At 48.8% G+C, this 20,635-nt stretch carries 18 protein-coding genes, 2 rRNA genes and 1 riboswitch; of the genes, 4 read left to right on the top strand and 16 right to left on the bottom strand.

What is annotated here, in order from left to right:
- Nucleotides 1-87: 87 nt before the first annotated feature.
- Nucleotides 88-273, top strand: coding sequence for a hypothetical protein (locus ACUUJN_RS04015; RefSeq protein ID WP_143757184.1), 186 nt, complete (start codon nt 88-90; stop codon nt 271-273).
- 143 nt (nt 274-416) lie between these two features.
- On the opposite strand, the gene ACUUJN_RS04010 is transcribed toward ACUUJN_RS04015, so the two are convergent.
- The 6 genes from ACUUJN_RS04010 to ACUUJN_RS03985 are packed head-to-tail and all read right to left on the bottom strand — an operon-like array spanning nt 417 to nt 6,243.
- Nucleotides 417-650: a hypothetical protein gene (locus tag ACUUJN_RS04010; protein ID WP_484669282.1), complete on the bottom strand. Its 234-nt coding sequence runs from the start codon at nt 648-650 to the stop codon at nt 417-419.
- Nucleotides 651-676: 26 nt separating this feature from the next.
- The gene (purF, locus tag ACUUJN_RS04005; RefSeq protein ID WP_484669281.1) at nt 677-2,158 is read right to left on the bottom strand and encodes an amidophosphoribosyltransferase; all 1,482 of its coding nucleotides are present in this window, start codon (nt 2,156-2,158) and stop codon (nt 677-679) included.
- A complete protein-coding gene (gene purL / locus ACUUJN_RS04000) occupies nt 2,143-4,386 on the bottom strand; it encodes a phosphoribosylformylglycinamidine synthase subunit PurL (RefSeq protein WP_076295800.1) in 2,244 nt (747 codons plus the stop codon). The genes purF and purL overlap by 16 nt, the downstream gene beginning before the upstream one ends.
- Entirely contained in the window at nt 4,364-5,053 is a 690-nt protein-coding gene (purQ, locus tag ACUUJN_RS03995; protein WP_023987050.1) for a phosphoribosylformylglycinamidine synthase subunit PurQ, read from the bottom strand. Before purQ ends, purL begins: the two co-directional genes overlap by 23 nt.
- 4 nt (nt 5,054-5,057) lie before the next feature.
- Entirely contained in the window at nt 5,058-5,303 is a 246-nt protein-coding gene (gene purS, locus ACUUJN_RS03990) for a phosphoribosylformylglycinamidine synthase subunit PurS (RefSeq protein WP_013308797.1), read from the bottom strand.
- 58 nt (nt 5,304-5,361) lie between these two features.
- Complete coding sequence (locus ACUUJN_RS03985) at nt 5,362-6,243, bottom strand: phosphoribosylaminoimidazolesuccinocarboxamide synthase (protein ID WP_025719826.1); 882 nt, start codon at nt 6,241-6,243, stop codon at nt 5,362-5,364.
- A gap of 114 nt (nt 6,244-6,357) precedes the next feature.
- Between ACUUJN_RS03985 and ACUUJN_RS03980 the strand changes: the two genes are divergently transcribed.
- Nucleotides 6,358-6,495: a hypothetical protein gene (locus ACUUJN_RS03980; protein ID WP_264454174.1), complete on the top strand. Its 138-nt coding sequence runs from the start codon at nt 6,358-6,360 to the stop codon at nt 6,493-6,495.
- A gap of 545 nt (nt 6,496-7,040) precedes the next feature.
- Here ACUUJN_RS03980 and purB read toward each other — a convergent pair.
- The 5 genes from purB to ACUUJN_RS03955 form a co-directional block, all read right to left on the bottom strand.
- The gene (gene purB / locus ACUUJN_RS03975; protein WP_484669280.1) at nt 7,041-8,339 is read right to left on the bottom strand and encodes an adenylosuccinate lyase; all 1,299 of its coding nucleotides are present in this window, start codon (nt 8,337-8,339) and stop codon (nt 7,041-7,043) included.
- 2 nt (nt 8,340-8,341) lie between these two features.
- Nucleotides 8,342-9,517 carry a 5-(carboxyamino)imidazole ribonucleotide synthase gene (purK, locus tag ACUUJN_RS03970; RefSeq protein WP_484669279.1) on the bottom strand — a complete coding sequence of 392 codons (1,176 nt, stop codon included), beginning with the start codon at nt 9,515-9,517 and terminating at the stop codon, nt 8,342-8,344.
- A complete protein-coding gene (purE, locus tag ACUUJN_RS03965) occupies nt 9,514-9,999 on the bottom strand; it encodes a 5-(carboxyamino)imidazole ribonucleotide mutase (protein ID WP_023987047.1) in 486 nt (161 codons plus the stop codon). The genes purK and purE overlap by 4 nt, the downstream gene beginning before the upstream one ends.
- 148 nt (nt 10,000-10,147) lie before the next feature.
- Nucleotides 10,148-10,249, bottom strand: a riboswitch (purine riboswitch).
- Between the two features lie 350 nt (nt 10,250-10,599).
- Nucleotides 10,600-11,034 carry a universal stress protein gene (locus ACUUJN_RS03960; protein ID WP_023987046.1) on the bottom strand — a complete coding sequence of 145 codons (435 nt, stop codon included), beginning with the start codon at nt 11,032-11,034 and terminating at the stop codon, nt 10,600-10,602.
- A gap of 147 nt (nt 11,035-11,181) precedes the next feature.
- On the bottom strand, nt 11,182-11,445 hold the full coding sequence (locus ACUUJN_RS03955; protein WP_484669278.1) for a DUF1294 domain-containing protein: 264 nt from the start codon (nt 11,443-11,445) through the stop codon (nt 11,182-11,184).
- Nucleotides 11,446-11,636: 191 nt separating this feature from the next.
- Between ACUUJN_RS03955 and ACUUJN_RS03950 the strand changes: the two genes are divergently transcribed.
- Together ACUUJN_RS03950 and ACUUJN_RS03945 are read left to right on the top strand one after the other, a co-directional pair.
- The gene (locus tag ACUUJN_RS03950; RefSeq protein WP_023987044.1) at nt 11,637-11,765 is read left to right on the top strand and encodes a DUF4023 family protein; all 129 of its coding nucleotides are present in this window, start codon (nt 11,637-11,639) and stop codon (nt 11,763-11,765) included.
- A 344-nt stretch (nt 11,766-12,109) separates the two neighbouring features.
- Nucleotides 12,110-13,270 carry a type II asparaginase gene (locus tag ACUUJN_RS03945; protein ID WP_339201454.1) on the top strand — a complete coding sequence of 387 codons (1,161 nt, stop codon included), beginning with the start codon at nt 12,110-12,112 and terminating at the stop codon, nt 13,268-13,270.
- Between the two features lie 184 nt (nt 13,271-13,454).
- Here the strand turns inward: ACUUJN_RS03945 and ACUUJN_RS03940 are convergent, their stop codons facing one another.
- The 5 genes from ACUUJN_RS03940 to ACUUJN_RS03920 form a co-directional block, all read right to left on the bottom strand.
- Nucleotides 13,455-13,592, bottom strand: a complete 138-nt coding sequence (locus tag ACUUJN_RS03940; protein WP_023987042.1) for a hypothetical protein — start codon at nt 13,590-13,592, stop codon at nt 13,455-13,457.
- A gap of 98 nt (nt 13,593-13,690) precedes the next feature.
- The gene (locus ACUUJN_RS03935) at nt 13,691-15,826 is read right to left on the bottom strand and encodes a DNA topoisomerase III (protein ID WP_068938534.1); all 2,136 of its coding nucleotides are present in this window, start codon (nt 15,824-15,826) and stop codon (nt 13,691-13,693) included.
- Between the two features lie 129 nt (nt 15,827-15,955).
- Nucleotides 15,956-16,948: a ketoacyl-ACP synthase III gene (locus ACUUJN_RS03930; RefSeq protein ID WP_076265178.1), complete on the bottom strand. Its 993-nt coding sequence runs from the start codon at nt 16,946-16,948 to the stop codon at nt 15,956-15,958.
- Nucleotides 16,949-17,162: 214 nt separating this feature from the next.
- Nucleotides 17,163-17,279 (bottom strand): 5S ribosomal RNA (rrf, locus tag ACUUJN_RS03925).
- Between the two features lie 144 nt (nt 17,280-17,423).
- A 23S ribosomal RNA gene (locus ACUUJN_RS03920) occupies nt 17,424-20,349 on the bottom strand.
- Nucleotides 20,350-20,635 lie beyond the last annotated feature (286 nt).

The raw sequence follows: 20,635 nt of genomic DNA, 5'->3' as shown, positions 1-20,635 counted from the left end.
AGGATTCCATGGGGCTGCTCCCCCTGGACCCCTCAAGAGTCGGTCAGATGTGTAAGGTTGGGTGCTGCTTGGTGGTTGGTTCGTGCTGTGAGTCGCGTGTTGTCCTTTGTATTCGTGGGCTATACCCGCGAATACAAAGGACACGCTTTAGTGCAAGGCCGCCTATGCAGTGGCGGCGGGGCACGTCCCGGGCTGTTTGCTTCGCAAAGGCGGGGACGTGCCGGTCAAATAAGTGAGCAGCGCCAACGGGCGGCTTACTTATTTGACCATTGAGGCAGGCAGCTTCGCCTTGCCTGCTGTTGAGCTTCGCTTCGCTGGCTCAACCTTATAAGAGCAGGGTGACTTTTTGTGAGTCACCGCTCCGTTAAAAACTCATGGCATGAAATAGTTATGCCATGAGTTTTTAACTGCCTTACCTATCCTCTTCCCCGTGGGAACATAAGAGGTACAGTCACTGCTGCAAAATGCTGCATACCTGAGGAACGGAGCGGGTGGAAGGATTCTGGAGAAGCGAAGCGTTCGCCTTTGCCGCTGGATTCTAACCCTCTAAGGGTTATTCCAATCCAGGTCCAGCGGCAACAGCGATTGGAAGAACCTTCCACACGCGGAGTGGCCCCCTCAAAACCGACATCCCCATTCCTGCCATGCACCACTGTGCCTCTTTTGTTCCCTTTTCTCAACAACTACATCCGAACTTTTCTTCACCTTTGAAATCTACCTGAGTCGGGTAATCATTATCGAAACAGGCTAGGCACAAGCCGCCTTTGTAATCCTGTTCGTTATATCCACCTACAGCGGCAATCAAACCCTCAGCGCTCATAAAGTAGAGCGAATCGGCGTTAATTTCCTCACGAATTTCCTCGACGGTTTTAGACGAAGCGATCAGTTCCCGGCGATCCGGCGTGTCGATGCCATAGAAGCACGGGTTTTTGAAAGGCGGTGAGGTAATACGTACATGTACCTCCAGTGCCCCTGCATCCCGCAGCATATTCACGATTCGACGGGATGTAGTGCCCCGGACGATAGAATCGTCGATCATAATGACTCGTTTACCTTCAACAACACGGCGTACAGCGCTCAGCTTCATTTTCACACCCTGCTCGCGTAGCTCCTGACTCGGCTGAATGAAGGTACGTCCAGTGTATTTATTTTTAATCATACCCAGCTCATAAGGAATACCTGTCTGCTCTGCATAACCAATCGCAGCCGAAATACTGGAATCCGGCACTCCTGTCACCAGATCCGCATCGACAAAAGCTTCCAGCGCCATCTGGCTTCCCATTCTTTTGCGTGCAGCATGAAGATTAGAACCATTCAAATCACTGTCAGGACGGGCAAAATAAATATATTCCATCGCGCACAGTGCTTTACGATGCTTGCCTTCACTGTAACGGTCTTCGTGCAGACCATTTTTGTCCAACACCAACAGTTCACCCGGCTCGATATCGCGCAACAGCTCTGCTCCAATCGTTTCCAAAGCACAGGTTTCGGAGGCAAACAAATATGCATCACCTAATCTGCCCATCGTCAACGGACGCAAGCCATTGGGATCAGAAGCGACCAGCAGTTTATCGTTGGTCATAATAAGAAAAGCAAATCCGCCGACAATACGCTTCAATGCATCTTTGGCAGCCTCCACCAAATCCTTGGACGATCGTGCGATCAAATGCGCCACTACTTCTGTATCGCTGGTCGTTTGAAAAATAGACCCGCCCTGCTCCAGCTCATGCCGGATTTGCAAAGCATTCACGATATTCCCGTTCGTAGCTACCGCTAGTTCCCCATCACGATACTTAAACACCAAAGGCTGTGCATTCGTTAGCTTACTGTCTCCACTTGTCGAGTAGCGCACATGTCCTATGGCAATATCGCCTGTCAGCGAAGCCATCAAATCTTTATTGAATACTTCTTTTACAAGCCCCATTCCACGATGATAATGGAACTCGTCGCCACTGCTCACACAGATGCCCGCACTTTCCTCCCCGCGATGCTGGAGTGCATGCAATCCGTAATATGCTAGGGAAGCGGCATCGGAGTGTCTATATACTCCAAACACGCCGCATTCCTCTTTTAATTTATCAAACAGCCCCTCTTTACCAGAGCCTTCATTATAATAATCTCCAGTCCACAACGTCCGTGCTGTTATTTCATCAGACATGGAATGACATCCTCCCAGATTTGCTTCAAACTGGCGACTGCCTCGTTCAAAGCGGGTTGTCCGTTCACCTCAACTGTCAATTGTGATCCTTCAACTTTTCCTAATACGGTAACTGGCACTTCCAAACCACGCAGATGTGCTTCCAGAGCAGACGCTTTATCCGGCGATGCAGATAACAAAATACGGGATTGAGTTTCACTAAACAATGCATGGTCAGGACGCAAGCTCGTTTCTACGTTGACCTGTGCTCCCAATCCGCCGCTAATCCCGGATTCTGCAAGCGCTACAGCCAATCCGCCCTCTGCCAAATCATGCGCAGATTGTACCAATCCGCCCTGAATCGCTCCCAGTACCGCAGTCAGCAGTTTTTTCTCTACGTTCAAATCCAGCTCAGGCGGGCGTCCCTCGGATACACCGTGTACGACAGCTTGGAACTCACTGCCTCCCAGCTCGGCCTTCGTTTCCCCCACGAGGAAAATCACATCGCCTTCGGCTTTGAAGCCTTGTGTCGTAATGTGATCTGTATCATGTACCAGACCTACCATACCGACAACAGGCGTCGGATAGATGGAGCCTTTAGCATTTTCATTGTACAAGCTGACATTGCCCCCGATAACAGGTGTATCCAGTACACGGCAAGCCTCTGCCATACCGTCCACGGCTTTTTCCATTTGCCAGAAAATATCCGGCTTTTCAGGGTTACCGAAGTTCAGGTTATCCGTAATCGCCAACGGCTCGCCGCCGGAGCATACAATGTTACGCGCTGCTTCGCTGACTGCAATCCGTCCACCTACCTCTGGATCAAGGTATACATAACGTCCGTTACAATCTGTCGTCATGGCGAGTCCCTTACGAGTTCCGCGCACAGTCACTACAGCTGCATCCGATCCCGGACGAACGGCTGTACTCGTGCGAACCATGTAGTCATACTGCTCGTATACCCATTTCTTACTGGCTACACTTGGTGAAGACAGCACCTTTTTCAACGCACCGTTCAAATCCGTCACTTCAGCGTAACGCAGTGTGTCAATAGCAGCATTTTGCTCATAATAAGCAGGGACTTCGGAAGGCTTGTCATAAATCGGACACTCGTCAACCAGCGCCGTCACTGGCATATCTCCGACCACTTCATTGTGATGGAACAAACGCAAACGACCGTCATCCGTCACTTTACCGACCTTGGCACAAATAACACCCCAACGCTCGAAAATTTCCAGTGCCTGTGCTTCATCCTTAGGCTCTACTACGAACAGCATCCGTTCCTGTGATTCGGACAGCATCATTTCATAAGGTGTCATGCCCTCTTCACGCTGCGGTACCTGATCCAGATACAGCTCCAGGCCGTTGCCAGCCTTACTCGCCATCTCCGCGCTGGAGCAGGTAAGTCCTGCGGCACCCATATCCTGAATACCCAGCACAATACCGCTGTCGATCAGTTCCAGACATGATTCCATAACCAGCTTCTCCATAAAAGGATCGCCTACTTGAACCGCAGTCCGGTTCGCTTCAGATTCCTCTGTCAGCTCAACCGATGCGAATGTCGCTCCGTGAATCCCATCACGACCTGTCGGCGGGCCCACATAGAACACCGGGTTACCGACCCCTTTAGCAACACCACGCTGGATTTTATCATGGTCAATCAGTCCGACACACATTGCATTAACGAGCGGATTGCCTTCGTAGCTTTCATCAAATACAACCTCGCCACCTACAGTCGGAATACCGATACAGTTCCCATATCCCGCAATACCAGATACCACATGCTCGAACAAATATTTCACACGGTCGCTCTCCAGCTTCCCAAAACGCAGAGAGTTCAACACCGCGACAGGTCTTGCACCCATGGAGAAAATATCACGGATGATACCGCCTACCCCAGTCGCTGCCCCTTGAAAAGGCTCCACAGCCGACGGATGGTTATGACTTTCGATTTTAAATACAACCGCTTGATTGTCACCGATATCTACAATGCCTGCGCCCTCGCCGGGTCCCATCAGAACTCGCGGACCGCTCGTTGGAAAACGACGCAGCAACGGCTTAGAGTTTTTGTAAGCACAATGCTCTGACCACATGACACTGAATACGCCAATCTCCGTATAATTCGGCTGACGTCCCATGAATTCACAGATCAACGCATATTCACTGTCCGATACACCCATCTGCTGATACAGTTTATGTTCGGCAACCTGCTCTGCCGTCGGTTCCTTAGCGGACACTTGCTGCGCCATGTCGATCCCTCCAAGCATTCAAAATAGATGTAAACATACGTTTGCCGTCATCCGTTCCGAGCAATGCGTCCACCGCGCGTTCCGGATGAGGCATCATGCCCAGCACGTTTCCTTGTTCATTACAAATCCCTGCGATATCCGTCACGGAACCGTTTGGATTATCTCTATACGTAAATACGATCTGGTTATTCGCCTGCAAGCGAGCCAGCGTCTCATCATCACAGTAATAGTTGCCTTCGCCGTGGGCGATCGGAATGACGATCTCTTCACCAGCAGCGTAATCTTTTGTAAAAGGTGTTTGGTTATTCGCAACCTTCAACACCGTATCATGGCAACGGAATTTCATCGACAGATTACGGCGCAAAGCGCCTGGCAACAGCCCAGCTTCAGTCAGAATTTGAAAACCGTTACAGATACCTAAAATGTATTTCCCCTCAGCAGCCGCTTTGGCTACTTCCTTCATCACCGGAGCAAACCGGGAAATCGCGCCGCAACGCAGGTAATCCCCGTAAGAGAAGCCTCCTGGAACAAGAATACAATCATAAGGCGACAGATCCGTCGCAGTATGCCAAACATAATCGACAGGTTCACCGACCGTGTCCTCTACCGCCTTATAGCAGTCAATATCACAGTTGGAGCCCGGAAAAACCAGAACTGCAAATTTCATGGAATCAGCCCTCCAGTTCGTAGCGGTAGTCTTCAATGACCGTGTTGGCCAACAGCTTTTCGCACATCTCAATGATGCGCTTTTCAGCACTCTCGCGGTCTGTTGTATCCAGATTCAATTCCATATACTTACCAATTCTGACGCTGTCCACTTCTCCGAAACCCATAGAATGCAGTGCGCCTTGCACCGCAACCCCCTGCGGGTCCAAAACGCTTTGCTTAATCGTGACATAGACTGTTGCTTTCATCATGTTCCTTCAGTTCCTCCTCCGAATGAGTGAATCCTTTTGGTTGAATTATGATTACTATTTACTGTGCCGTCAGACGCCGCCAAATATCCGTATATCTTGCAGTTGTTTCTTCTACGACCTCAGCAGGCAACGGATCGGGCTTGCTATTCTTGTCCCAACCGGATGATGCCAAATAGCTTCGTACCGGCTCCTTGTCCATGCTGTCAATCTCAACATCCAGCTCATACTTTTCCTGAGCCCAAAAACGGGATGAATCTGGAGTGAAAATTTCGTCAATCAAAATCACCTTACCGTTAACAAGACCAAACTCAAACTTGCAATCGGCTAAAATAATCCCCCGCTTCTCACAGAAAGCACGTGCAAATTCGTACAACGCCAGGCTTTTTTCTTCAAGCTCGCCTGTCAATTCAACCCCGACCAGCTCTTTCATCTGATGGAGAGAAATGTCCTCGTCGTGTCCAACATCATTTTTTGCAGCCGGTGTAAATAAAGGCTTGGGAAAGCGCTCATTTTTACGCAGTCCCTCTGGCAATGGAATGCCGTTCACCTCACCGTTCTGCTCATACTGACGCCAGCCGCCTCCGGTAATATATCCGCGCACCACACACTCAATGTCGATGCGTTCAGCCTTCAGCGTGACCATGATACGGTCCTTCAGCAACTCTTTATTCTGTTCGTCGATCACATGCCCGAGCTTGTTCACATCGGTGTGCACGACATGGTTTTCCAACAAGTCTTTCGTCTGCTCAAACCAGAAAGCGCTGAGCTTATTCAGCACGTTCCCCTTTTCGGGCACGGGCGGCTCTAACACATAATCAAAAGCCGAAATTCGGTCCGTCACGACAATCAGAAAATGCTCTCCGAGATCATACAGTTCACGCACCTTGCCTTTGTACAAGAGCGGCGCATGGATCAGACCTTCGGCAGTAGACAATGACATTTCATTACACCTCTTTCAAAAGAGTATTCCCCCTCCTAAATCAACCTTGCCCCTCCTAAATCCTCCCCTCAGGGAGGACCCCCAGGGCTGCTGCCCTCGGGACTCCCGCAAGGGTTGGCTAGTGAGCAGGGGATGGCGGGTTACTGGAGCTACGGTGGAGTGAGCGCGTTCCGCTGGATGAAGGCTTGTCGGCACAAGCCCTCATCCAGCAACGCTTTTACGTTAGTACAGATCGACGTTTTTACGTATTAACAATGTATTAACGCTTCCGACTCTAAGCGACAAGTTTTATGCCGCTTACAGCTCGATCGTGGTTCAGCGTCTACATACCGCCAAACCATTCTGCCCGTGGCCGTAGCTCGGCATGCCGTGCAGCGAGCATTGGGCTTCGCCTGTTGTGCGCATATGCTACGCATGCGCACGGATACGGTGGCTCAAGGCTTCGCTTCTTGAGCCTGCGCGTGCTCGTGAGGACCGCGGGCTGTTTGCTACGCAAATTAGGTAGCCCTCACGAGAACGTTGCCTGCGATAGAAAAGCAGTGGAACACGCTTTTCTATCGTTCTTCGGGGTGGTGCGGCATCTTATGTGCCGCACCACCCCTAGTTCTGCTCCCTCATGAAGGTTGGTGCTGGAAGCAGCGGAGCGGACGGAATCGTTCTGGAGAAGCGTTAGCGCTTGCCTTTGCCTCTGGATACCAACCTTTACAGGTTTATTCCAATCCAGGAATCCAGGGGCAACAGCAATCGGAAGAATGATCCGTTCGCGCAGCGGCCTCACCACGCACCAACATTCCCTCCTATTCCCCTAATCCCAGCTTTTTGAAGATCGTATCCACGTTCTTCAGATGCCAGGCTGGGTTGAACGCGTCCTCGATTTCGTCTGCGCTGAGCACGGCAGTAATTTCCGGGGTCGCCTCGACGATTTCGCGGAATTGGCGTTGCTCTTCCCACGCCTGCATAGCACGCGGCTGCACAGTATCGTAAGCTTTTTCACGACTAAAGCCTTTGTCGATCAGCTTGGTCATAATACGACCGGAGAACGGTACGCCGTACGTACGGGCCATATTGCGCTTCATATTTTCAGGGAAGACCGTCAGATTTTTTACGATATTACCAAAACGGTTCAGCATGTAGTTCAACAGCATCGTTGCATCCGGCAGAATGATGCGTTCTACGGAAGAATGCGAAATGTCGCGTTCATGCCACAGGGTTACGTTCTCATACGCCGATACCATATGCCCACGAATCACGCGTGCCAGACCGGAGATGTTTTCACTTCCGATCGGATTGCGTTTATGCGGCATCGCGGAAGATCCTTTTTGACCCTTGGCAAAGGCTTCTTCCACCTCACGGAACTCACTCTTTTGCAGAGCACGGACTTCTGTAGCAAATTTGTCCAACGATGTGGCGATCAACGCCAATGTTGCCATGTATTCGGCATGACGGTCGCGCTGTAGCGTCTGTGTAGAAATCGGTGCAGGCTTGGTGCCCAGCTTGCGGCATACAAATTCTTCTACAGCCGGGTCAATGTTGGCATATGTTCCCACTGCACCGGACATTTTACCGTATTGTACTTGGTCAGCCGCAAAACGAAAGCGTTCCAGATTGCGCTTCATTTCCTCGTACCACAATCCCATCTTCAGTCCAAACGTTGTTGGCTCAGCATGTACTCCGTGTGTACGTCCCATCATCGGTGTATGCTTGTAAGCCAATGCCTTTTCCTTCAAAATTTCAATAAAATTCAAGATATCGCGCTCCAGGATTTCATTCGCCTGCTTTAACAGGTAGCCCAGTGCCGTATCAACTACGTCTGTGGAGGTCAAACCATAATGTACCCATTTGCGCTCGTCTCCAAGACTTTCGGACACCGTGCGGGTAAAAGCAATGACATCATGTCTTGTCTCCTGCTCAATTTCATAGATCCGTTCAATATCAAAACTTGCATTCTTACGCAGAGCCACAGCATCCTCTTTTGGAATAACCCCTAATTCCGCCCAAGCTTCACAGGCACACAGCTCTACTTCCAGCCACGCTTTAAATTTATTTTCTTCCGTCCAAATCGCTCTCATTTCCGGTCTGCTATAGCGTTCGATCATGACTATTTATTCCCCCAAATATTGGTTTGTTCAATCCATTCCAGCGCTTGTTCCGCATCCTGGCACAATAGATTAATATGTCCCATCTTTCGGCCTGGCTTGGCTTCACTTTTTCCATACAAATGCAGCTTGGGTACAACATCCAATCTTTCAGCTTCAACATCCGATTGCGCAAACCGCCGAACCACGTCCTCCAAATGCTCACCTAACACATTGACCATCACGACGGAAGTCAGCAGCTTCGTGCTGCCCAAGGGTAAACCGCAAATCGCACGTATGTGCTGCTCGAATTGCGACGTCACGCATCCCTCCATCGTGTAATGACCGGAGTTATGCGGTCGTGGTGCCAACTCATTAACGTACAATTGTCCATCTTCGGTGACAAACATCTCCACAGCGAGCAGTCCCACCGCACCCAGCGACTCTGCCACAGCCAGCGCCAACTTGCGTGCTTCCTCCTGGACAGGTTCTGGCACACGCGCAGGCACAATCGACGTGTGCAAAATATTGTTCACGTGAATGTTTTCGGCAGGTGGAAAGGCTTTGGCTTCACCGTTCGTGCTGCGAGCTACAATCACCGAGATTTCGCAGCGAAAACGGATGAACTGTTCCAATACCAGTTCCGCACCGCCTCCTGCCAGTTGTTCGTAGGCAGCCGTGGCTTCCTCCGGTTGGCGAATGACCACTTGTCCCTTGCCATCATAACCACCGACTGTTGTCTTGAGCACACACGGTACACCCAGTTCAGCTACCGCTTGAACCATATCCGCAAGACTGCTGATTTCACGATACGGAGCGACAGGGACACCAGCAGCTTCAATAGAACGCTTTTCTCTCAGACGATGCTGGGTTGTGTACAAAAGACTGCTGCCTTGCGGAACGCTGGATTCCTGTTCCAAAAGTGCAGCCACACCCGCGTCCACATTTTCAAACTCATACGTGATCACATCGCACCGCTCAGCCAGCTCTCTGGCTGCATGCTCATCATCATAGGCAGCGCGGATTTGTTCTGACACCTGTCCACATGGGCTATCCGGTGTAGGGTCCAGTGTCACAAAGCGATATCCTAGATTGGTTCCCGCCAGTACAAGCATTCTTCCTAATTGCCCGCCTCCCAAAAGTCCAATCGTTGTACCAGGAGGTCGGATACGGCCTGTGGGTTCACATGCCCCATTCATAGCGAGTCACTGCCTTCCAGCACCTCATCACGGATACGGTCGCGTCTCGCCAAAACCCGCTGGCTTATCTTTTCGTCAAAAGCGCCTAATATTTGTGCTGCCAGCAGCCCTGCATTCGTAGCACCTGCCTTACCGATTGCCACAGTGGCAACCGGAATACCACCCGGCATCTGCACAATGGAGAGCAGGGAGTCCAGACCGTTCAGAGCCTTCGACTGAACAGGCACACCAATGACCGGCAAGGATGTCTTCGCAGCCACCATCCCTGGCAGATGCGCAGCCCCACCCGCTCCAGCAATAATGACCTTTAGTCCACGCCCGGCGGCCTCTTCTGCAAAACGAAACATTAAATCCGGTGTACGATGGGCTGAAACTACTTTTTTCTCATATCCGATTTCAAGCTCGTCCAGCACAGCACATGCATGCTGCATGGTGTCCCAGTCTGATGTGCTGCCCATAATGACAGCGACCTGCACTGACATGTCCTTCACTCCCTGTTTATCAATAAGCGCCAAAAATCCGGCACTCGAAAATAACGTTATTTTCAAGACACCGGACTACGAAAAAACAAACGACAGAGCCTCTTAAAGGCATGCCAAAAGCAAGCCTCTTCCACCGCATCCAATGCGGCTTCAGCCGTATGTCTCCCGTAGTCCGGAAATTTAAGGTTTCCAGGTAGAAACTTCCGGGCCATATCCCCGGCATTATACGAGTTAGCATTGTGCCTATTCCATACCCAACGATATTCTTTACAAGTATGATCGTGGTCAGTTTCGGCTCAAACATGTGTACCTTATTAAATTGTACCTAAAGTTCATTTTTTATCGACAATACACTTCCTAGTTTAACAATTCCCTACACCTTATGTCAACTTGAAAACGAACATTATAATAACCATGCAATAGAATGTTCGTGTTTAACAAAATCAACACCCTTATATACCCATAGGTCAGGACTATTGTATTACATTTAGCTATCTCTCACCTATCCTGATAACAGCGAGTGCACCGCATTTCACTGACAAAAATAAAAGTCGGCACTCCCTATACAGGCAGTAAACCGACTTTTACTTTTTTATTCAGTTATTTTACGACCAGCACAGGAATACGCGCATGCTGTACCACATTGTGGCTTACGCTACCCAATACGAATTCACGGATACCACCTAAACCGCGGCTACCGATCACAATCACATCGAAGTCATTCTCATTGGCATAATCCAAAATGACTTCGGCTGGCGAACCTTGAATGAGCTCCACCTTGGCATCTACGCCTTGCTCAGCAAGCCGCTTTTTAACTTCATCCGTAGTTTGTTCGGCCAAATCGTAATATTCTTTATTCACCGAAGCTGGAATTGGAGCCAAACCTTCGCCCATAAAAATCCGTGGAAAATCAAATGCTGTTACCACCTCAAGCTGCGAGGACGGTGATGCCTTGACCAATTCAGTCGCCTTCAACAAAGCCTTGTTGGATGCATCCGAACCGTCATAAGCAAGCAATATTTTTGAAAATAGCATAATACGCACCTCTTCCTCATTCAGTTTGTTGATTCAAAGCATAAATATGTATTCCTGTTGTTGTTCATGCCATGTCATCACTGGATGGCTGGAGTAGTCTTCTCACTCATCATTAAACTTCCCTATGAGAACCTAAACTCCTCCCCTTTACCGCAAAAAATACCCATACAGCAATGCGTTTATGAATAGCAACGCAGGAATACCTAATCTGAAGCTCATATGCCGTGTTTTATGGCGTTTACGGTACATGGCAATTAGAACGCCTAATGCTCCCCCGATCAGGGCCAGGAAAAACAACGTCCGTTCAGGTACACGATCGCGATGTTTACGTGCTCTGTTTTTATCTTCCGACATTACCAGATAGCCTACTGCATTGATAAACAGCAGCCATACCAACAAGCCTGTCTGCAATGTCTCTCCTCCTTTTGCACACCTACCAAGTTCAGGATTAGGCCTTATATAGCGCTCCCCCCTCATTATAACCCCACCCCTTTTACAGAAACAACGCCTCCCCTGACTTGGATAGTGCTTTTGCGGAAATAGTAAGGTGGCATAAGGGCGATCCCCGAGTGCATCTATTTCGTCTTAAAGGAGGGACTACGATGGAAAGCACCCATGAATACGTTGAAAAGCTGCGAGAAAATGCAAAAAAGGCAGAACGCAACCGCAAACGAGGAAAAGGAACTCCCAGCGCCAGCTTGCCGACAAAACAGCATACCAACAATCCTTGATCAAGGAATCTGTATTAAGCTGTATAGCCACGTTATTAACGTATAGTATCACTTAACCTTGCAGCTTTTCCTGAGAATTGAGTACAAGGTAAACTCCGTTGTTTAGCTTCCACAATAACAGCAAGCAGACTCCTTATGAGATATCTGCTTGTTGTTTTGCAAATATTTTTTTGAAATCGATTACATTTATAATAAACAAGCTCTAAAGTCATATTTCCTAACATAAGTGTTGACTAAAAACAATTTTACACCCTATAATTCGTGATATTAACGTAATTCGACAAATTATTTGTCAGTTAATCTATCATTAATATTTGAGGTTTAAGATTGGAGAGGAGCTTTATATGACTAACATGAAAAAAATGACGATGATTCCCCTGTTGGCTAGCTTTATTCTCGGAAGTACCTTGTGGAGTGGTGGATTTACCGCCAACGCTGCGGCAGCAGCTACAACCAGCACAACTGCACCTACTTCTGCCACTACAACGTCGGACAAATCCGCAAATCCTCAAACCAATCATTTACCCAATATTAAAATACTTGCCACGGGAGGGACCATTGCAGGATCATCTTCCGTCAATACTGATACGACCGGCTACAAAGCAGGAGCGTTAGGTGTGGAAACTCTGATCAATGCCGTTCCTGAGATGAAAAGTATTGCAAATGTCAGTGGTGAGCAAGTTGTTAATGTAGGTAGCCCCGACGTTAATAATGAGATCCTCTTAAAACTTGCCAAACGCACCAATGAACTGCTTGCCAGAGACGATGTAGACGGCATTGTCATTACACATGGCACAGATACATTAGAAGAAACCGCTTATTTCCTCAATCTTGTTATCAAAAGCGATAAGCCAGTAGTTGTCGTTGGCTCTATGCGTCCAGCTACTGCCATCAGTGCCGATGGTCCCTTCAACCTGTATAATGCAGTGAAAGTCGCCGGGGCTTCGGCCTCTAAAGGTCAGGGTGTACTCGTCCTGCTGAACGACCGTATCGGTGCAGCAAGATATATTACTAAAACAAACACAACAGCAGTCGATACGTTCAAGTCTGTGGAGCAGGGATACCTTGGAGCTGTTGTGGGTGATCAAGTGTACTACTACAACAAATCCACGCACAAGCATACGACTTCTTCTGTATTCGACATCTCTAACCTGACTCAACTGCCGCAAGTAGATATTTTATACGAGTATCAAAACAATGGTCGCTATCTATATGATGCAGCCGTAGCAGCTGGTGCCAAGGGTATTGTCGTAGCTGGTTCCGGTAATGGTTCCTTGTCCAAGACCTCCTCAGAGGGCGCAGAGGCCGCAGGTAAAAAAGGAGTGATCATTGCCCGCTCCAGCCGCGTGGGAAGTGGAGTTGTGTCCCCGTCAACAAAAGACGCGGCATCGAACTTTGTGTCGACCGATTCGCTTAATCCGCAAAAAGCACGGATTTTGCTCATGCTTGCTTTGACCCAAACACACGATGTTAACCAAATTCAATCCTTTTTTAATGAATACTAAAAGCAGTCATCCCAAATCAAATAAATAGATCATCTTTATTATGAAAAAGAAGCAGCGATTACGGTTGACCACCGTAACTGCTGCTTCTTTTTTTTGCTAGACAAGTCTAGCATTAGTAACTATTTCATCTGATATCCAATCGTCTTGGTCTTATACAGTAATTCGTTGTTCCTCCCATGTAGCATCAAGACTGCTGTTTGGGAATCCCATTCAAGCTTGGAGGATATTTCGCTTGCTTCTCTGGATGAGGAGCGATTTCTTCCTCCAGAATACTTGATTTATTTTGCTGATTATTGATTTTAAGCGACTTATGCTTGGGCATAAATACTCACCTCCTCGGATTACCATGCCAAGGAGTGATCGTTTTTATACCGACGTATACCTGCTGATTATGTTGACTACAGCACTTTTGGTCATCCGTTATTTGCCCTGCTTTTGTTCCATCGCTGCTTTTAGCAAATCACCCAAACTGGAGCCAAAAGATTCCTGCTTTTCAAATTGTCTTACTAGCTTTTGCTGTTCCCGTTTGTTTACCCGCTGCTTGTCATTATCCAACGTCTCAGTAATGCCGCAGGGCAGGCATCTTACATATAGCCCTGCCTTGCCCTCTTTCATTTCCATTTTCTTATGACACTGCGGACAACGTCGATTGGACAAACGTTTTTCCCCTGAACGACGGTAACCGCAATCCGCACTTGGACATACAAGGAACTTTCCTTTCTTGCCCTTCTTCTCCAACAGCTTTGTACCACAATCAGGACAATGACTATTCGTCACGTTGTGGGGCTTGTACTCCGCACTGCTATTTTTTACAGTGGAAACCAACTCTTTCGCCATAGCACGAATAGAATTCAAAAACGGTTCCGGTTGTCCTTGACCACGAGCAATCCGTTCCAGCTCCGCTTCCCAACGTGCCGTCAGTTCGGGCGTTCTAAGCTGTGGAGCCGCCAGTTCAATCAGTTGCTTACCTTTCCCTGTGGGATGCATCACGTTCCCCTGACGCTCAATCGTATCCGAGCTGACAAGCTTCTCAATCAGATCGGCACGGGTAGCAGGAGTACCCAGTCCATGCTTTTCCATCTGAGCGAGCAGGGCTGCTTCTGTATACCGCTTCGGCGGCATCGTTCGCCCAGCTCGTACAAGACAACGCTGTAACCGGACTGAATCTCCTTTTTGCAGCTCAGGTAAAATAACGCCTTGTCCATTGTTTTCCCGATCCTCTGCTTCTTCATCATCCATATCATAATGGTTCGCGTCATATACAGCACGCCATCCGCTATCTTTTACCGTTGTGCCTTTTACCTGAAACGTCTCCTGCTCCACCGTTACTGATACGGCTACAGCATCATAACGTGCAGGTGGATAGAATAGACTGATAAAACGTCGTGCAATCAGATCATACAGTTTACGTTCCTCTGGGCTCAACTGATTAAGCAATAATGTCTGCTCAGTAGGAATAATCGCATGATGATCCGTGACTTTACTGTCATCCACAATTCGCTTTGTGATTGGTAGGTTGTTACGCAATAGCGGACGTGCCAAGGAAGCATATGGACCTACTGCTACACTACTGAGCCTTTCCTTAAGTGTATCCACCATATCGGATGTCAGATAACGGCTGTCCGTACGTGGATAGGTCACCAGCTTATGCTGTTCATACAGACGCTGAAGCAGATTAGACGTTTGTTTAGCCGAAAAGCCATAGCGCTGATTAGCATCTCTTTGCAGCTCCGTTAAATCATACGCTAGCGGGTGAGGCTCGTTCTTTTCGCTCTTTTTAACACTCGCAACTGTGCCTTTGGCCCCCTCAAGCCTGCGGCGCAAAGCCTCTGCTTGAGTGCGGTCAAACATGCGTGAATCCCCGCTCTCTGCCCGCCAAGTTGCCTGAAAATCGCCGAAATCCGCCGTCAAAGTATCATATTCCTGAGAACGGAATTCGGTAATTTCTTTCTCACGCTCCATAATCATCCCCAGCGTTGGCGTCTGCACTCTTCCAGCCGAAAGTTGGGCGTTATAACGACAAGTCAACGCGCGAGTTACATTGAGACCAATCATCCAGTCTGCTTCAGCTCTACAGCGAGCCGATTCATATAAACGATCAAACTGCTGACCAGGCAATAGCTTTGCAAAACCTGCCTTAATCGCCTTGTCCGTCTGCGAGGAGATCCATAAGCGCCGGAAGGGCTTTTTCCAGTTTGCCATTTGGATGATCCAGCGTGCCAACAATTCTCCTTCACGAGCAGCATCTGTTGCCACGATAAGCTCTCCAATGTCCTGCCGCTTCATGAGCTGCTGCACAGCTTTGAACTGATGGTTACTTTCGCGCAGCACCTTTAACTTTGAACTCTTCGGAAGAATAGGCAGGTCCTCCAAATTCCAGGTCGCATACTTAGAATCGTAATCCTCCGGCTCTGCTAAGCCGACCAAATGTCCCAGTGCCCACGTCACCACGTACTGGGGTCCTTCTATATAACTTTTATGCTTCTCGCGGCTACCCATCACACGTGCAATCTCTCTGGCCACGGACGGTTTTTCTGCCAATACCAATACCTTCATGTTACGCTCCTTTCTCTCATAGTGTTAATTATACCATCCTGCCATCTTACGATAAATTCTAATGCCAACGGCTCTTATTAACATGATCCTACATACTATTGCTATTGCTTCTACATCAGTTAGGATAACTTACAAATCAGGCACACTCCATTTTAATAGCAGACCCGCATAGGTGAGTCCTCCCCCAAAACCATATAACAATACATGTTGTCCATACCGTAAACGTCCATCATCCAAACCACACTGCAAAGCCAACGGGATGGATGCCGCCGATGTATTACCATACAACTCTACGCTGGTCAGCGTTTTTTCCAAAGGTACTGTACTTCTTTCACATATGGACTCGATCATTCTCAAATTAGCGCTATGAGGGACAAACCAGTCAAGATCCTCCCTCTTCATATTTGCCTTATCCAATAATCGTTCGATTCCCGTTGGAACAGAGCGAACAGCCCATTTATAAACCTCGCGTCCATTTTGAGCAATAAATCCATGGTCTTGCAGCTTCTCTCCATCCAAATGATCAGATAATCCCACACGGTAAAGATGCGCTCCCCCTTGCCCATAAGTACCTATATCAGAAGTTAAAAATGATCCTTCATCCTCGTCATATTCAACAAGTGCAACTCCTGCACCATCTCCAAAAAGTATACACGTTGTCCGATCCGTATAATCTGTAATTTTGGACAACGTTTCGGCTCCCACTACTAGCACCTTACGATGCAGACCACTCGTAATAAGGCCATTTGCCAAATGAAGTCCATAGGAAAAACCTGCACATGCTGCACTAATATCCATTGACCCCGTGTTCGGAATATCAAAATGAGCCTGAATACGTGAAGCCGTGCTTGGAAAGTAGTAATCAGGTGTACTAGTCGCTACAATGATCATCTCAACATCGTTTATATTTACGTCATACAGGTTAATCATACGTGTAATAGCTTGTATACATAAATCAGATACATATTGATCTTCAGCCGCAATTCGTCTTTCACGCATACCCGTTCTTTGTACAATCCACTCGTCACTAGTGTCCACAAGCTTCTCCAAATCGGCGTTTGTCAAAATGCGTTCAGGCACATAAGTGCCAAAGGCCGTAAGCTTTGCTTTTGAATTCAACAATTTGATCACTCTCCTTTGTAATCCTTATTCACATTATAACACCAGATACTAATACCTGGTACTAAATTATTTTAAAAACGTTTTCTTATTTACTAGTTAATATCCACTTATCCAGTTGAACTTATAACAAACTCACTTTAAATAAAATCCCTCTGCCTTTTAACGCAAAAAAGAGACCATGATCTTCAGAAGATCATGGTCTCTTTTGTTTGTTGCTTGGCGACGTCCTACTCTCCCAGGACCCTGCGGTCCAAGTACCATCGGCGCTGGAGGGCTTAACGGTCGTGTTCGGGATGGGTACGTGTGGAACCCCTCCGCTATCGCCACCAAACATGAATTTACATTGTAAATTCTTTAACAGGAATCAGCATCGCCAAATGCTGTGTGTTCGCTTGTTTCATATAAGCTACTTGAGCTTATACAATACAAAACTTACACCCTGAAAACTGGATCCGAAACTTATTTGCGTTTTATTTAGGATAAGCCCTCGACCGATTAGTATTGGTCAGCTCCATGCATTACTGCACTTCCACCCCCAACCTATCTACCTCGTCGTCTTCAAGGGGTCTTACATACTGGGAAATCTCATCTTGAGGGGGGCTTCACGCTTAGATGCTTTCAGCGCTTATCCCTTCCGTACATAGCTACCCAGCGGTGCTCCTGGCGGAACAACTGGTACACCAGCGGTACGTCCATCCCGGTCCTCTCGTACTAAGGACAGCTCCTCTCAAATTTCCTACGCCCACGACAGATAGGGACCGAACTGTCTCACGACGTTCTGAACCCAGCTCGCGTACCGCTTTAATGGGCGAACAGCCCAACCCTTGGGACCTACTTCAGCCCCAGGATGCGATGAGCCGACATCGAGGTGCCAAACCTCCCCGTCGATGTGGACTCTTGGGGGAGATAAGCCTGTTATCCCCAGGGTAGCTTTTATCCGTTGAGCGATGGCCCTTCCATGCGGTACCACCGGATCACTAAGCCCGACTTTCGTCCCTGCTCGACTTGTAGGTCTCGCAGTCAAGCTCCCTTCTGCCTTTGCACTCTTCGAATGATTTCCAACCATTCTGAGGGAACCTTGGGGCGCCTCCGTTACTCTTTAGGAGGCGACCGCCCCAGTCAAACTGCCCACCTGACACTGTCCTCGCACCGGATTACGGTACCAAGTTAGAACCTAGATACGATCAGGGTGGTATCCCAAGGATGCCTCCTCTCAAGCTGGCGCTCAAAGTTCTACGGCTCCCACCTATCCTGTACAGATCGTACCCAAATTCAATATCAAGCTGCAGTAAAGCTCCATGGGGTCTTTCCGTCTTGTCGCGGGTAACCTGCATCTTCACAGGTATTAAAATTTCACCGGATCTCTCGTTGAGACAGCGCCCAAGTCGTTACGCCATTCGTGCGGGTCAGAATTTACCTGACAAGGAATTTCGCTACCTTAGGACCGTTATAGTTACGGCCGCCGTTTACTGGGGCTTCGGTTCATAGCTTCGCCCGAAGGCTTACCACTCCCCTTAACCTTCCAGCACCGGGCAGGCGTCAGCCCGTATACTTCGCCTTGCGGCTTCGCACAGACCTGTGTTTTTGCTAAACAGTCGCTTGGGCCTTTTCACTGCGGCCCCCTCGGGCTATTCACCCTACCGAGGCACCCCTTCTCCCGAAGTTACGGGGTCATTTTGCCGAGTTCCTTAACGAGAGTTCTTCCGCGCGCCTTAGAATTCTCTTCTCGCCTACCTGTGTCGGTTTGCGGTACGGGCACCTTCTCCTGGCTAGAGGCTTTTCTTGGCAGTCTGAGATCATGACCTTCGCTACTACAATTTTCGCTCCCCATCACAGCCCAGCCTTACGATGTGCGGATTTGCCTACACACCAGCCTCACTGCTTAGACGGACATCCATCAGTCCGCGTCACTACCCTACTGCGTCACCCCATCGCTCATAACGGATTACGGTGGTACAGGAATTTCGACCTGTTGTCCTTCGACTACGCCTATCGGCCTCGCCTTAGGTCCCGACTTACCCTGAGCGGACGAACCTTCCTCAGGAACCCTTAGGCTTTCGGCGGATCTGATTCTCACAGATCTTTTCGTTACTCATACCGGCATTCTCACTTGAATGCAGTCCAGCGCTCCTTACGGTACACCTTCAACCCGCATTCAACGCTCCCCTACCCCTGATGCAAGCATCAAGCCATAGCTTCGGTGGTGTGTTTAGCCCCGTTACATTTTCGGCGCAGAGTCACTCGACCAGTGAGCTATTACGCACTCTTTCAATGGTGGCTGCTTCTAAGCCAACATCCTGGTTGTCTGTGCAACTCCACATCCTTTCCCACTTAACACACACTTGGGGACCTTAGCTGATGGTCTGGGCTGTTTCCCTTTCGACAATGGATCTTAGCACTCACTGTCTGACTCCCGGAACTAAATCTATGGCATTCGGAGTTTGACTGAGCTTGGTAACCCTTGCGGGCCCCGCACCCAATCAGTGCTCTACCTCCACGATTCTTTTTTCCGAGGCTAGCCCTAAAGCTATTTCGGGGAGAACCAGCTATCTCCGGGTTCGATTGGAATTTCTCCGCTACCCCCACCTCATCCCCGCATTTTTCAACATGCGTGGGTTCGGGCCTCCAGTGCGTGTTACCGCACCTTCACCCTGGACAGGGGTAGATCACCCGGTTTCGGGTCTACGTCCACGTACTCAAGTCGCCCTATTCAGACTCGCTTTCGCTGCGGCTTCAGCTCTTCACCTTAACCTTGCACGGGAACGTAACTCGCCGGTTCATTCTACAAAAGGCACGCCATCACCCATAGATCGGGCTCTGACTTCTTGTAAGCACACGGTTTCAGGATCTATTTCACTCCCCTTCCGGGGTGCTTTTCACCTTTCCCTCACGGTACTGCTTCACTATCGGTCGCCAGGGAGTATTTAGCCTTGGCAGATGGTCCTGCCGGATTCATACGGGGTTTCACGTGCCCCGCACTACTCGGGATCCGTCTCGGAGAGAACAAGTTTTGAACTACAGGGCTTTTACCTTCTCTGGCGGGCCTTTCCAGACCTCTTCATCTAACCGGTTCCTTTGTAACTCCATGTGAGACGTCCCACAACCCCAAGGAGCAAGCTCCTTGGTTTGGGCTAATCCGCGTTCGCTCGCCGCTACTGACGGAATCACTATTGTTTTCTCTTCCTCAGGGTACTTAGATGTTTCAGTTCCCCTGGTCTGCCTCTATTCTGCCTATGTATTCAGCAGAAAGTGACTGTCGATGAAGACAGCCGGGTTTCCCCATTCGGACATCCCCGGATCAAAGCTTGCTTACAGCTCCCCGAGGCTTTATCGTTGTTCGCCACGTCCTTCGTCGGCTCCTGGCGCCTAGGCATCCTCCGTGTGCTCTTTGTAGCTTAACCTAGTATTTACATGGTAAATACGATTCGCTTTGAATTTCGGTTCAACACTTACGTGTGAATGAAATTCAAGGCTGCTACCTTTATTTCACTTGTTTACACAAGATCAGCTTAAAGGAATATTCTAAAACGCAATTTCGTTTCGGTATCCAGTTTTCAAGGTGCAATTCGCTTCTTCGAAGCGAAACCCGATGAATATTTCGCTTCCACACGCATGTGTGAATGAAACATTCGTCGAAGCTTGAGAGTTTGAGCTCTCAAAACTGAGCAACGAGTGAGTAACAGGCCT

Source organism: Paenibacillus sp. LRG-1 (genome assembly GCF_057220305.1).
The sequence above is the reverse complement of the archived record's forward strand: the minus strand, read 5'-3'. Positions and strand labels throughout refer to the sequence as shown.

Bases quoted from the DNA above. Each gene is read 5' to 3' on its own strand.
- purF (WP_484669281.1), bottom strand. From the start codon at position 2,158: ATGTCTGATGAAATAACAGCACGGACGTTGTGGACTGGAGATTATTAT.
- purL (WP_076295800.1), bottom strand. From the start codon at position 4,386: ATGGCGCAGCAAGTGTCCGCTAAGGAACCGACGGCAGAGCAGGTTGCC.
- purQ (WP_023987050.1), bottom strand. From the start codon at position 5,053: ATGAAATTTGCAGTTCTGGTTTTTCCGGGCTCCAACTGTGATATTGAC.
- purS (WP_013308797.1), bottom strand. From the start codon at position 5,303: ATGATGAAAGCAACAGTCTATGTCACGATTAAGCAAAGCGTTTTGGAC.
- ACUUJN_RS03985 (WP_025719826.1), bottom strand. From the start codon at position 6,243: ATGTCATTGTCTACTGCCGAAGGTCTGATCCATGCGCCGCTCTTGTAC.
- purB (WP_484669280.1), bottom strand. From the start codon at position 8,339: ATGATCGAACGCTATAGCAGACCGGAAATGAGAGCGATTTGGACGGAA.
- purK (WP_484669279.1), bottom strand. From the start codon at position 9,517: ATGAATGGGGCATGTGAACCCACAGGCCGTATCCGACCTCCTGGTACA.
- purE (WP_023987047.1), bottom strand. From the start codon at position 9,999: ATGTCAGTGCAGGTCGCTGTCATTATGGGCAGCACATCAGACTGGGAC.
- ACUUJN_RS03960 (WP_023987046.1), bottom strand. From the start codon at position 11,034: ATGCTATTTTCAAAAATATTGCTTGCTTATGACGGTTCGGATGCATCC.
- ACUUJN_RS03950 (WP_023987044.1), top strand. From the start codon at position 11,637: ATGGAAAGCACCCATGAATACGTTGAAAAGCTGCGAGAAAATGCAAAA.
- ACUUJN_RS03945 (WP_339201454.1), top strand. From the start codon at position 12,110: ATGACTAACATGAAAAAAATGACGATGATTCCCCTGTTGGCTAGCTTT.
- ACUUJN_RS03940 (WP_023987042.1), bottom strand. From the start codon at position 13,592: ATGCCCAAGCATAAGTCGCTTAAAATCAATAATCAGCAAAATAAATCA.
- ACUUJN_RS03935 (WP_068938534.1), bottom strand. From the start codon at position 15,826: ATGAAGGTATTGGTATTGGCAGAAAAACCGTCCGTGGCCAGAGAGATT.